The sequence below is a fragment of the Citrobacter sp. BIDMC107 genome, assembly GCF_001037575.1.
GTDB lineage: Bacteria > Pseudomonadota > Gammaproteobacteria > Enterobacterales > Enterobacteriaceae > Citrobacter > Citrobacter freundii.
On sequence record NZ_KQ089850.1, the window covers coordinates 67,587 to 81,085 of the forward strand.

General features: G+C 42.1%; 14 protein-coding genes. All 14 read left to right on the forward strand.

The window, feature by feature from the left end:
• Positions 1 to 28: 28 nt before the first annotated feature.
• The 14 genes from SK39_RS23260 to SK39_RS23320 all read left to right on the forward strand — a co-directional run bounded on the left by SK39_RS23260 (position 29) and on the right by SK39_RS23320 (position 13,327).
• On the forward strand, positions 29 to 1,015 hold the full coding sequence (locus tag SK39_RS23260; protein WP_022652172.1) for a hypothetical protein: 987 nt from the start codon (positions 29 to 31) through the stop codon (positions 1,013 to 1,015).
• A gap of 59 nt (positions 1,016 to 1,074) precedes the next feature.
• Positions 1,075 to 2,127 carry an ATP-binding protein gene (locus tag SK39_RS23265; protein ID WP_022652173.1) on the forward strand — a complete coding sequence of 351 codons (1,053 nt, stop codon included), beginning with the start codon at positions 1,075 to 1,077 and terminating at the stop codon, positions 2,125 to 2,127.
• Positions 2,128 to 2,165: 38 nt separating this feature from the next.
• On the forward strand, positions 2,166 to 2,435 hold the full coding sequence (locus tag SK39_RS23270; RefSeq protein WP_032610391.1) for a hypothetical protein: 270 nt from the start codon (positions 2,166 to 2,168) through the stop codon (positions 2,433 to 2,435).
• 71 nt (positions 2,436 to 2,506) lie between these two features.
• On the forward strand, positions 2,507 to 3,634 hold the full coding sequence (locus SK39_RS23275; protein ID WP_015063132.1) for a DUF3150 domain-containing protein: 1,128 nt from the start codon (positions 2,507 to 2,509) through the stop codon (positions 3,632 to 3,634).
• Between the two features lie 77 nt (positions 3,635 to 3,711).
• Complete coding sequence (locus SK39_RS23280; RefSeq protein WP_022652174.1) at positions 3,712 to 5,724, forward strand: vWA domain-containing protein; 2,013 nt, start codon at positions 3,712 to 3,714, stop codon at positions 5,722 to 5,724.
• A gap of 70 nt (positions 5,725 to 5,794) precedes the next feature.
• On the forward strand, positions 5,795 to 6,016 hold the full coding sequence (locus SK39_RS23285; protein ID WP_015063134.1) for a hypothetical protein: 222 nt from the start codon (positions 5,795 to 5,797) through the stop codon (positions 6,014 to 6,016).
• A gap of 114 nt (positions 6,017 to 6,130) precedes the next feature.
• On the forward strand, positions 6,131 to 7,363 hold the full coding sequence (locus SK39_RS23290) for a DUF7146 domain-containing protein (protein ID WP_048217573.1): 1,233 nt from the start codon (positions 6,131 to 6,133) through the stop codon (positions 7,361 to 7,363).
• 273 nt (positions 7,364 to 7,636) lie between these two features.
• Positions 7,637 to 8,161 carry a hypothetical protein gene (locus tag SK39_RS26500; RefSeq protein ID WP_022652175.1) on the forward strand — a complete coding sequence of 175 codons (525 nt, stop codon included), beginning with the start codon at positions 7,637 to 7,639 and terminating at the stop codon, positions 8,159 to 8,161.
• A 77-nt stretch (positions 8,162 to 8,238) separates the two neighbouring features.
• On the forward strand, positions 8,239 to 9,117 hold the full coding sequence (locus SK39_RS23295) for a hypothetical protein (RefSeq protein ID WP_015063137.1): 879 nt from the start codon (positions 8,239 to 8,241) through the stop codon (positions 9,115 to 9,117).
• A 376-nt stretch (positions 9,118 to 9,493) separates the two neighbouring features.
• A complete protein-coding gene (locus SK39_RS23305; RefSeq protein WP_000019450.1) occupies positions 9,494 to 10,474 on the forward strand; it encodes an IS5-like element ISKpn26 family transposase in 981 nt (326 codons plus the stop codon).
• Complete coding sequence (locus SK39_RS27930) at positions 10,456 to 10,641, forward strand: hypothetical protein (RefSeq protein ID WP_476578685.1); 186 nt, start codon at positions 10,456 to 10,458, stop codon at positions 10,639 to 10,641. The genes SK39_RS23305 and SK39_RS27930 overlap by 19 nt, the downstream gene beginning before the upstream one ends.
• Positions 10,574 to 11,320: a hypothetical protein gene (locus tag SK39_RS23310; RefSeq protein ID WP_476578686.1), complete on the forward strand. Its 747-nt coding sequence runs from the start codon at positions 10,574 to 10,576 to the stop codon at positions 11,318 to 11,320. The genes SK39_RS27930 and SK39_RS23310 overlap by 68 nt, the downstream gene beginning before the upstream one ends.
• 77 nt (positions 11,321 to 11,397) lie before the next feature.
• The gene (locus SK39_RS23315; protein WP_022652176.1) at positions 11,398 to 12,318 is read left to right on the forward strand and encodes a hypothetical protein; all 921 of its coding nucleotides are present in this window, start codon (positions 11,398 to 11,400) and stop codon (positions 12,316 to 12,318) included.
• A gap of 73 nt (positions 12,319 to 12,391) precedes the next feature.
• A complete protein-coding gene (locus SK39_RS23320) occupies positions 12,392 to 13,327 on the forward strand; it encodes a hypothetical protein (RefSeq protein WP_022652177.1) in 936 nt (311 codons plus the stop codon).
• Positions 13,328 to 13,499 lie beyond the last annotated feature (172 nt).

Here is a 13,499-nt window from a genome sequence, read left to right on the forward strand (position 1 = left end):
TCATGGGAGATCTCCCTTTGGAGGCCCCATGAAACAAAAAATTAGCTCGACATCATTTATTGGTAAACAAATGGATTTTTTCTCTATATTCGATTTTGAAGAAGAGGAAAATGAAATAATACCCATAGTTGAGTCTCCGCTTGAATATATAAATAATGCAATAGCCCAAAAGCAAAGCATGCAATCAGAAGAAAAACATTCTGGCCCGGAACTGGTGCCTCATGTGTCGGATGATGTTGCATTGCTAGGTCATTGTTCCAAATTACTCAACAATCAAATTCTGCATGGAATTAGTTTTGCTTCTGAAACTGATTATCTCTTCACTTTAGAAGAATACAATGCAGAATTAGGTGGTCTGGTTATCGACTGGGCTCCTGAAGATGTATATCAGTTATACGTCGTCGCAATGGAAGAGTCGTTGGAAAACGTTAAATATCTTGTCTTTACAAAATCACTCTATACAACTGATGAATTCGGAAATATCAAAGTGAATCCGCTTCTTGAAGCAGAAACACGTTGGTATATGTCGCAGTCATTTGAGCTTACATGTGCCACTCATGGTATAGATGCTATTGAGTTTAGGTCAGAGCTTAAAAAAAGCTTGTATGAATACACGCACAGTTTTGAAAGTGAAAATGTTAAATTATCTCAATATCATCAGGATAAAGAGATTATTTTGCATGATTGTAAGGAAGATATGGGATGGGATATCTTTTTCGACCGTGACTATTTATTGGCAGAAAATAAACTGGCAGTAAAATGGACTGATCGGGATATAATGGATGTCTATTCTAAAGCATTTAAATCAACAATTAATTTGTTTGAAAAACTTGTCGTAAATAACAAGTTAACATTAAGGGATACATCAGGTTGGGTTATCGTAAACCCTACATTTGAGCGCCAGTTCGAATGGATTGAATCTGAAGTATTCGAAATTGTAGGGACTCATCTTGGTTACAACGTTGATGCTATCAGAAAACAGATGGTTACAGCGTGTAAGATGACCTTCAACTAATATGCCACTGGCAAACATCTGCCAGCGGGCGGTGTTTGCATTTTACCGGAGTTTTAAAAATGACTAACGCCGCAACTATATTAGAAACCGAAAATTCATTACTGGAAGAAAATATTGGTAATCTGTTACCCGCAAATGTTATATCTACAAAAGCATATGCGAATAAGGAACAATATTACCTGGTTAAGGCCAAAGATTTGTTTGGTATTCCTGAAATGTCCGAGGATATGATAGTTCCAGTATTTAAACGTTTATCTCCACATCGTGCAAACCTGAATAAGGATTATATACCGAATGCTCGTATACTTGAGCAAGTAGTACAATTGCTCGTAAGTAACGATATAGATTTAAGTGTATGCCTGAAAGGGGAGTCTGGTTCTGGTAAGACTGAAATGGCAATGTACATTAGCCATATGCTGAATTGGCCGCTAACCATAAAGCAAATCAACAGTAATATTCGTGCTGATGAACTTGAAGGTGAGCGTAGTCTCATTAACGGAAACACCAGTTTTGTGCCCAGCGAGCTTGTAACGGCGTTTCAGGAAGGCCACCTCATTCTTCTGGATGAAGTGGACAAGATTGACCCTGATACCGCCGCGAAGCTGCATATGCCTATAGAGCGTAAGCCCTGGTCACTAGCCGCCAACGGTGGCGAAGTGGTTAATGCCAATAAGTTTACGCGGTTTATGGGTACAGCAAACACAAACATGAGTGGGGGATCTCGTAAGTTCGTTTCATCACAGCGGCAGGATGCAGCGTTTATTAAACGCTTCCTGATTGTGGAGATGGAAAGGCCTTCAGAGGTTGCATTAACCAACGTTTTGCTTAAACGCTACAATAGCCTGCCTATGCTGGTAATTGAAAAATTCGTTTCGGTAGCCGTTGCAGTAAACAACATAGGAACTGAAGACAGTGTAATGGATATTCGTCAGCTTGTGGCATGGGTTGGAACGTCGATGACGTTAAAGACCATGTCCTTACTGGATACGTTTAAAATTGCTTTTGCGTCGGCTCTGCCTGCACATGCCAGTGGTATGGTGCTGGAAGCCATCGATTTAAAACTCGGTGACGATAAGAACCGTACAATGGAGTATTACACTGCAAAAAAGTAGTTATAGATGGGACGAGTTATCAGAAGGCTGAATGCCTTGTGACAGACTTTGCTCATCTTTCGTTTTACGGTTTTTTGAGTGCAGACGGGGATGAAACTTTCGCGATTGCACAGGAAGGAAATCAATATATAGGTCTTAAGCAGCACAATAATGACTATTCATTTATTTGTTATCAAGATTGTGACAAAGATATGGAAGCCATGATTAAGGGCCTTGAATCAAAAGGATTCATGTATCAAGGAAGTATTCAATCGACGTCTGTCGAGAGTGAATTTCCTGGAATTCTTTTAACAACACTTGAGAAGTAATAATCTTAACCCTATCGGGAAATCTTTCCCGACAGGGAGGTTTTCCCATTTTTTTAATCTGGAGAAAACCTATGACTTTCAATACTTCTAAACTTAATAAAGTTTCCGCTAAGCAAATCTGTGATAACTTTGTAAAAGCACATCCTGATTTGTTGGAAGGTGCTGTTATAACAAAAATCGAAATCAGTGGTTGTCAGGGCTCTCGGCGTACCGATAAAATCGAACTGTCCTATGGCGGCGATGATATAACGGACCAGAAGAGCGTGTCTAAAAGTGAAGTTCGCTGGATAGACATAAAGGCACTGAGTTTCAAAAGCACTATCACTAGTCGAATTTCAACACTCTGTTCACGGTTGTGTATCCGCTATAGCAATATGTGGATTTTGCCTGTCGAAAGAATGGAGGAGTTTCTGGAAGAGGCACAAGAAATTGAACGTGAATTTCAAGCCGGTATCCAGAATGTGGTTGATAACTATGACACTCATATTCAGGCTGAGAAAGATCGCAGTCCGTTGATGTCAGATTTAATCGACCAGTTGAAATTAACGAAAGATGATTTTATTAAATCATTCCGGTTTAATCTGGCGCATTTCATTCCGTTTTCACCGATTAGTGTGGAGGGGGATGAAACACAGGACTTTTATCAGGAACAACTGATAATCGATTTGGCCGATGAAGCTATGAAGGTTTATGCAAAAATCAGTAAAAATGATAATTTGCGTTCCAGCACGATTGACCGATTAAAACAGATGCAAGATAAAATCATTAGCTTTATGTTCATTCATAAAGAGGCGGTTGTTCTTGCAGAAGCTATCAAGCACGTCATGAATAATTTACCCAAAGGCGCCATTTCTTCTCCCCGTGATGTTGCGGTGTTAAAGCAATGGTTCTATTTCATGAGTGATGCGTCAATGCTGAAACGTATTATTTCTGGTGAGCAGAAAGTAACAGATTGGCTGGATTCCATTACCCGGTCATTCAATATTGATTCACAGGATAATACGGCTAACTCTCAGAATGCTTTTGAGGATGATGTTTTTTCTTCAGCAAATGTGTTCAGAGAAGATCCGCTTGAAGAAGTTGAGAAAAACGCAGTAACTGCACCTTTGTCTGCTGTTGTCCCTGAAGAAGATGTTTCCCTTCAGGCCAGTGGTAGTAATAGTGCTTTTAACAGCGAACTCGAACTGAACGGCTGGTGATTTAGTCTTGTAAAAATAACCCCAGATGGGTACTTCACCATCTGGGTGAGTACCCTTTATTAATTAAAGGTACTCAAATGAAATTTGATTTGAAATCTTCACCCCGCCATATTCAACGCCTGACGAATATAGCCAGCGTGATAAGCGGTATAAGTGGTCTTAATGTTGTAATAGACAATAAGGTACATACACCTTATTTCAACAGCGAAAAGAACGTTTGTGTATTACCTAATGGTGATTATAGCGATGAGAAATTCGTCAAGCTAATTGAAGGGTTTATATGTCATGAAGCTGGACACGGTCGCTATACAGAACATGAAGTATACCGTGAAGCTTTTGTTGGGGAACTGATTAATGCAGATGGCTTCATCAGTATAGATGATAAGCTGAACGCTGAATTTCAAACCCTTAAACAAAAGAAAATCGCATATGCCCGGGCTTACCGTCTACATGGACTTATTAATCTCTTTGATGATGTCCAGATGGAAGAGAAAACGGGTATTAACTATCAGGAGGCAAAAAAGCGCCTCGCGGTAAGTTATGCCTTGATGGTTGAAGCTGGGCGAATGACGGTTGATGTTTCTTCAAGCCCTCAAAACCCTGTTCAGTTTATTGAAATGTTCCTGCTTAATACATTGCGGGTTAACGTTCTCCAGCAAGAAGGGCATAAAGAAACGCTTGATCCATTTTTCGATTATGCAAAGAAAATCCTTGAGCCTGTAATTTTAGAAGTTGATGAGATTATTCATCAGGCTCTAAGTTGCAAAAGTACGCAAAATTGCGATTCTCTGGCGCGTAAAACCTTGGCTCTTTTAGAGCGTTTACGGGATGAAGCCAAAGAGAAACAGCAAGAAGAGGATCAGAATAAAGACCCGCAAAACGACACAGACAATTCATCTGGCTCTGAGAATGAACCTGATTCCGAAACCAATGGTGACAACCAGGGTGAAGGGGATGGAGATTCCGAAGAGCAAGACGATGATGCTGGTAATGGTAAAGCACCTATGGAAGATAATGAGCCGTCAGAGCAATCTAAAGGGGATGAAGAAAGTGCTGAGAGCGGTAACGGTGAACCTGATGGAGAGCCCGAAACCGATGAATCGGCTAACCCTGACTCGTATGATGCTGACGGAACTCCTTCCCAAATCGACAGTTCCAATGGAAATCCTTCCGATGGGGAAAGTAACTTTTCTCCTGAGCAGTGGAGTATCCTTGCCAAATTGCTGGATGATTTTCTTAACAGCGATGAGGAAAGTGAAGATTTTCATGAGGCTCTTGCAAATGAAATCTCCGTAATTGCTGCCAGTGTGTCGGATGAGGTTAAAGCTGAATTTGGTGCAAATGAGTGGGATCTTCCAGATTTGCTTATTGATCTGAATGTCTACAATGAAGCATTAAATATCAGTCAGACTCTTGGGGCAGACTTATCTGTTTTACAGCAGGTAAAAATGCGTGGTCAATTTAAAACCCGTGATAGAGGCTTGTCATTCGACATTAATCGATTGATCCAGTCTCCGATGGGTGTGAGGGATGTATTCCGGTCGCAAAGCGAATCTAAAAACCGGGGCCACGTCGGCTTGGTTATTGTTCGTGATATTTCAGGTTCTATGATTCTGGATCACCGTTATATCCACGCAATTAAGACTGACCTTGCATTAACTTTGGCGATTGAAGCTAATTCAAAAATGCACGTTGCTAATGTGATTTATCCGTTTGTCGACAAAGACTTTGAAGTTATCAAAACGTTTGATGAAAACGCGGAAGAGACGCTTTCAAAATTTTCACTCGGCTGTAAAGGGAATAATACCCCAACGGGTTCCGCCTTAATGGCTGCTGTAGAATTGTTACTTGAAAGCCAGTTTGACAGGAAAATTGTTTTCCTTATTACTGATGGTTATCCGACAGAGTCTGATTACACCATTAGTGATGTTCTTACGGTAGCTGAAAGTAACGGTATTGAAATCGCTGGTGTAGGCATTAAAACTGATGAGTTAATTGGTTTTGATGAGGGCACCTTCGTAAATGTTGATGATATTTCTTTACTGCCGAATGTGGTCAGTAAATTAGTACATCAAATTCTATCTAATTAACTCTACCCAATCGGGGCAAAATGACGCCCGGTTGGGTCGTTTTGCTCCCTGAAGGATTAAGGAGCAATATATGACTCAGATAAAGACTTACCGTGTCGAGTATGAAAAAGTCGGGATGATGCATCGTGTCCGTATTTTTGGTCGCATGGGTGAAGTTGTCAAAAGTGAATTGCCAAAAGAAGTAATTCTCCGGGATGTATCTATACCGGAGGGTAATGTAAAAATGGCAACATCAATGGTTGATGGTTTTATCCAGCGTCTTGAAAATAATGGCTTCAAGTCTGAAGCGTAATTGTTAAGGGCCATTATGGCCCTTATTCTTAGATTCTGCGTTGTGGGTTTCTCCCTGTTTTCTGCATCGCAGAGGGCATTGAGAAACCCACAATGCCAGATAAGAGAGAACAAAATGACTTATGCATCACCGGCTGTTAAGCGTACACCACATGAAGTATCTGAGCACTTTATTAAAATGGTTCACGCTCGTGTTGCGGAAGCCTCTGGCTGGCGCTATGTATTCGATAGAATACCGGCATTTAAAGATGCTTGTGATAAAGCACCTAGCCAGGTTCCTTGCCCCTTCACCGGGGACGGGAAATCAAAGTTCCGTTTCCGAAAAAAAGACCTCTATACCGGTTGTGCTATTCACAATGATTTCCCTGTGAATGCATTTTGTGACGGTATTGATGTGCTGGCAGAGTATTACAAGTTGAGCAAAACCCAGACTTGTAAGAAGATCTTGACTGATTTCTTTGGTATGGATCTGTACGCTCCGTTAACTGATGCGGATCTCGAAAGTGAACGGCGTTATAAATCAACAGTTCGTGCAACCGAAACGCTTGATAGCGATGAAGTTGAAAAACGGCTGCGTAAACTTGAAGTGTTATATCACTATACAGGTGAAATCAAGCCAGGGAGTCCTGTGGGCATGTATCTCCGAAATCGTGGTCTTAAACGAATTCTGAGTAATCTGCCTAAGGATCTTGGTCTGAACAACCGACTTTACTATATGGATAAGTCACTAGAGAAACCGTCAACTTACCCGGGAATGATCGCAATTTATCGTGATACACGGGGACGTCCTCTGACAATCCATAGAACGTTCGTAGAGAAAAATGGTGATAAGGCTCGGGTAGAGAATCCGAAACTGATGATGAAACCGCCTGCCGATATGACCGGCGGCTCAATTCAGCTGTACGACCCACACTACAACTCAGGTACCCGTACCTGGACGTTAGGTGTGGCTGAAGGCATAGAAAACGCGCTGTCAGTAACTGAAGCGACTTCAACACCGTGTTGGGCTGCGAGCTCTGCCTGGTGTCTTGAAAACGTTGAAGTGCCGGATAGTCTACTGCCTCCTCCGGATGTGAAAGAAATACAGTTTTACGTCTGGGCGGATAAGGATGTTGTGAATTCAAGAAGCGCTTGCCCGGGTATGGAGTCAGCAATACGACTTCAGGCCCGAATGGAAGAGTTTTTTGCAAAGCGATATCCCACTTCAGAGCTGACAATTAAAGTCTTTGAACCAGATTTCGATATTCCTGAAGGGACGAAAGGAATCGACTGGAACGAAGTATTGAAATTAACAGGACCTGATGGCTTCCCAGTAAAATGGGCTCCTGAATGTCTTGCTCAGCTTTAAACCCGATAACTCCCCCGCCTTTTTAGGTCGGGGGGGGTTATCTCTTTAGTGTTTAATTTCATAAATACTAAACAGATAATTAGATTTCCTTCGTGAAAATCACCTGTTATTCAGGTTTTTTTTACGGCTGAGATGCTTGCTCAGTTAAATAAATGTGCGGTACATCTGGCTACGGTCGGTTGTATGACGTGGTATATCCATATAACTCAAAACCCCTGACGGGAGTATTACCGTTAGGGTGATGCTCATCGTTTAATATAAGAGAGCATTGTTATGAAAACTGAAAATCAAGACTTATTTAATAAGTTTGCTGCTGTGATTTCATCTCGTATCGTTGAGCAACCATCATCATGCTATTATCTTCATGATAGTGAAGTTGACCTTACGATTTTAAAACACAGCATAATAGATAAGGACAAAAACCTGTTGTATGTAATTCGCCCTTCAGGTACATGTTTGTTACGCTGTGATAAATATTTTTTTCCGAATTACTATCTTACCTGTCGTGGAGATTATAAAGCATTCATTTATGTGCATTTTAATCTTGCTACAGGAAAAGCGGAAGATATCACGTGGCAACAAGCTTTAGAAGTTTTGTCCAAACCGGGAAGGCCCCCATTGAGAGGTTCTCTTGGAAGATTTGATTATTTAAAACTTGTGGTTGATGATCTTCGTACCCGTGGTTATGCCGATTTTCTACCGGCATATAATCTGGATGGACTTCGTCATTTTGCAGTAAAGGATGAGCGACCATCTCTTGTCAGTTATATCGACAATGTCATAGCTCTTTGCGCATAAACATATCACATATTTTAACTACATCCCTGATGGCCAATCCCATCGGGGGGGCCCTCAGCATTTAACCTGGAGGCCTTATGAAATTAGCTACAGATCTTGTCAATGCAGTTCTGATAAAGGATGGTGTTGTACCGGTTTCCATTACTGAGATGCCTGTACAGTCTCTTGTAAATCCTTTGACACAAGTGCATCTCAGCCTGTACCTGAAAACAACGCATTTATCGCGGTTCGTCCCTGACTATGTCGAGACTCTGAAAGATTGTCCGGTATCGTATGATATCGGCCTTGAACTTCAGCAGTGTATCAGCAGTGCTGAATTGCTCTGCGAAGACATGGAATCGCTTGAATTTATCTCTGTATGGATAGAACTCTATACGTGTAATTCAAAGCAACAACGGTTTGAGGAAAGTAACTTTTCTCTTCGTTCCGAAGATATCGAGCTGGCTAAGATGCTAGCTTGTTCCCATGATCTCTTGATTAGCCAGGCTGCTTGTTTCTGGCTTTTATATTTTGATGACTTCATGAGATATGTGCGTAATAGACTCTGTACTTTACTCAGAGAAGTTTTAATACTGATTGCCGGACTGCGGAATGCATTCTTGCACCGTAATGAAGATCAGTTAATTAAGAGAGTGAAGTACGGGAATGAAATGCTGGAGGTAACTCTTAAAGCTATTGCACTATGTTCAATGGACCGGTATCTGAAATCATTTACCTCTTTACGAACAGAAGCGGCAGCTTCGGGTTTTATCAAATGTGTTAAGTCTTATATCAGTACAGGGTGGAGACATGGTTATATAGTCTGTCACTATTATCGAAATGGACAGTCTCTTGGTAAGTCATTACCACTTTTTATAAGTGAGACGTCTGAATACAGTATACAGAAACGAGTAAATCGTCTTATATCTTCCACGATATCAGGGCGAAATAAAGATTTAGGTCTTTCTGATTTCTGATTAACACTACCCATCTGGGGATTACTCCCCTGATGGGCGTAATCCCTTTTTATAACGAGAGGATTACATGAAAATTATCGAGAAAATCATTAATGCATTTCTGATGTCACGCAATCACGCTGTGAAGGTCAGCAATGTTATCTGCTTAACTGGTTGTGACGGTAAATTTACTGGTATACGCTGTGACGCCGATGTTTCATTTGATTTTCTTCATTCGTATGCTAACGCATACAGTTCAATATTTTTAGATATCCCGTTCCCTGGGTTCGAAGACCAGAACATTACGGATTGTGTTAAACGTCAGTTAGGGAAGGTGCGAACAAGTTCCTGATATGAGATCATCATATTCATCCGGAGCGCATCCCAGAGGGACATCATGAGCCATCAACTCACCTTCGCCGATAGTGAATTCAGCACTAAGCGCCGTCAGACCCGAAAAGAGATTTTCCTCTCCCGCATGGAGCAGATTCTGCCATGGCAGAATATGACCGCTGTCATCGAGCCGTTTTATCCCAAGGCGGGCAATGGCCGACGGCCCTATCCGCTGGAGACCATGCTGCGTATTCACTGCATGCAGCATTGGTACAACCTGAGCGACGGTGCCATGGAAGATGCCCTGTACGAAATCGCCTCCATGCGCCTGTTTGCCCGATTATCCCTGGATAGCGCCCTGCCGGATCGCACCACCATCATGAATTTCCGCCACCTGCTCGAGCAGCATCAACTGGCCCGTCAATTGTTCAAGACCATCAATCGCTGGCTGGCCGAAGCAGGCGTCATGATGACCCAAGGCACTTTGGTGGATGCCACCATCATTGAGGCACCCAGCTCTACCAAGAACAAAGAGCAGCAACGCGATCCGGAGATGCATCAGACCAAGAAAGGCAATCAGTGGCACTTTGGCATGAAGGCCCACATTGGTGTCGATGCCAAGAGTGGCCTGACCCACAGCCTGGTCACCACCGCGGCCAACGAGCATGACCTCAATCAGCTGGGTAATCTGCTTCATGGAGAGGAGCAATTTGTCTCAGCCGATGCCGGCTACCAAGGAGCGCCACAGCGCGAGGAGCTGGCCGAGGTGGATGTGGACTGGCTGATCGCCGAGCGTCCCGGCAGGGTAAAAACCTTGAAGCAGCATCCGCGCAAGAACAAAACGGCCATCAACATCGAATACATGAAAGCCAGCATCCGTGCCAGGGTGGAGCACCCGTTTCGCATCATCAAGCGGCAGTTCGGCTTCGTGAAAGCCAGATACAAGGGGCTGCTGAAAAACGATAACCAACTGGCGATGTTATTCACCCTGGCCAACCTGTTTCGGGTGGACCAAATGATACGTCAGTGGGAGAGATCTCAGTAAAAACCGGAAATAACGCCAGAAATGGTGGAAAAAATAGCCTAAATAGGCTGATTCGATGTGTTTGCGGGAAAAAAATCGGCCCAGATCCGCGAAATTTTAATCAACGAGTCAGCTTGGGAAGACATGACCTGCTTATTCGCACCTTCCTTAGATGTAGTGAAAAATAAGCAGAATCGGTCTTTCTTTATTGACCATATTAGATTCCCGGTTACTGTCAAGGAAGGATTCACTCTACAGCGCGGTGGTAGTTACGACGTGACTGATAGTGAATATAACAAGCAACGATTGCTGCATTTAACTCGACATGGACGTTTTGGTGAAGACTATCTCACGTACAAAGAAGGACTGAGTCCCTTCTTTTCATTTGTGAATGTAGAATTACATGAAACTATGAAGGAAGGTATTCGTTTAGCACTTGATGTTTTAAATAAGATAACAACTGACCAACCTGACCGTCTTATAAAGGACCCTAAATATCATGACTGTTACAATAGTTATAATGTTCAAATATTTTGTAAGGGGTTGCCAGTTGATATTCTGGAAACGATGATCGCACCTGACTTTTTGTCATCCGACATGTCTGGTAGTCGTCAGATCATCAAAAATGCACGCCGCTATCTTAAAGGCTTTGCCCACAGTAATCGTGTTTACATGAAGTACGGTTGGCGCTTAGCGGATATCGACACGTCTGATTATGCTAAAGTCATGTCAGATAAAGAAATGCATGCCAGAGATGATCTTAAAATGTTTTGCGGTGTCTTTGTTAAAGAGTGCTTCGCATCCGGAAAAGATGAATACGAAGCCTACCTTCAAGAAAGACAACACGCTATTCGTTACGGGTATTAAAACTTATTTTCAACTTATCTAATCCCTGAGGGAACTCTTCCCTTGGGGAGAATTCCCTCTTAACCGAGGGCAATAAAATGAAAGCTATTTATAAATTAATTGAAGCGATGCTGGTGAAGATGGGTTTTGAAGGTGCTGCGATCCAAAGTGTCAATCTGGAAACCGGAGTCATTCAGAGTCTTGTTGTGAAGGTTGATATTCCAGTCCGGACTTTAAAACCGCATTTAATGCGTTATCTGCGCGACTGGGAGCCTTTATGGGGCCCTGACGTGGATAACCATCCTGTTGCACAATATTGCTCAGGAGCTGCGTTGTTGAAGGCTGGGCCGGTCACTCTTGAAACCTTGCAGTTTGAGGTTTCAGTGTCAGCAGCTCACCTGCGTCTTGTTGATGTTGAGCCAGACTGGCTGAATGAAGGTGTGAACCGTGAAAAACTGGACTATGTCTATTATCGTTCCAGCAATGCAGACAAGGATTTAATCCTTGGTATGGTTGAAAACGGTCACAATTTCATCAGCCATCTTCATGGCCAGTTACGGTCACGCTTATCTCAGGTTCTTCCGCTTATTTTCGCAGTTACAGAAAAGGTTGCGGAAAGTTCAGTTCCACAAGTGTTAACCAGGTTCTTCAGTGTTGACCATCAAATCAATACTCAGATAGTAGTTGAACCGGTACCCGTTTCAGTTGCAGACCAGATAATTTCTGCCAACTGGGATGTGAGTAGTATTTCTGGGGCTGACAAGTTCCTGAACCATGTTAATCGTTACCTGTCGGGTAGGGTGATGAAGCGGCGCATTTACGCTGTTATTGAATCTTGCAACGATGGCCCTTTAACTCTCGACGCGAATCTAGGTTGCTTTACTTCACCTCTTCTCGTCACTGAGTACAAAATGGTTCAATCGCATTCTTCATCGCTGTACAGAAAGGCTATAAATAACTCGCTTAAGCAAATCAATTCGTATGCTCCAGAGCATTCGGATGATCTGCTTTACATGTAATTAATAAATAACCCTAAGGGAAGCTCAATCCCTTTAGGGGATGCTTCCTTTATTCTTTCAAGAGGAAGTAGATATGTTTAATGAAAACGATGATATAAATTTTGTTAGCGCCATGCTTAAAAAACAACTTGGTCTGACAGTAATTCAACAGGATATTAAACTGTTTGATAAGTCTAATTTCTTTGAACAACTCTCATTCAAAGCAGAAGTGGCGACTGATGATTTGTTATTCTATCTTGATTCATATATCGAAGAGTTGATAAAACATAAAGCGCCGTATTCTGAAACCGAAGTTCTCCGGAATAAAATCAAATACCTTTTTAAAGTATATGAAAAGTCTGGGTTTCAGAAAATAACAATTCGTGGTTATCATAATGCGCATAGCACTATGAAATTTTTCGATATAGCAACATCAATATTGGCGGCCTCAGAATCGTTGCCTGAATATGATGAATTTCAGAAAGGTCTCAGAAAGGAAATTTATCAGAATAGAATGAGTGTTGACGGGAAAGTTCTTATTGCCCGGTATGCACTGAAGCAATTTTTCCATTCTGATTTTGGCGACTTTATCTATGAGTTTGAGAAAAAAATAACAGAGTGTCTATTTAATTCTCTTCAGGTTATCAAGTCTGTTAAAAATTCATTTCATAGTTTAGGTCAATATCAATATCACCGTCGTGTAAATCATGAACTGATGTTGCATCTTGAGCTGAACACTGATGAATACCCGGCTTGCATGCCTGATCTTTACATTGGTTTCAATGAGTCTGAAGGCACGACGGGGGCGTATTGCGATGATGAAAAACTCATTCGTCTTTATACCTGCGTAAGTTCCGGACACGATGTGCCGGTTATGATGAACGTTCGTTTCACTGGCAGTGATGGGAGTGTTAAGTGTGAATCCTCGCACGGAACCTTCTCTTCTGTGGGACCTTGTGGCCGAGTACAAATCTGTGACAGAGCAGCGTTGATCCATGAAGCGATTGAAGAGTTTCGGGACGGTGTTTAACCGGTCCTCATTCTCACCTCATCGTAAAAAGTAACTTTGTTCGACTAAATGATTGCGTTCACTTTCCTGTTTAACTGGCAGGATAGAATGATTTAGAAAAACATATTTTTATCCACCCACTGGGGAAGTTGCTCCCCTATGGGGCACTTCCTTTCAATTTTCCTGAGGAAGT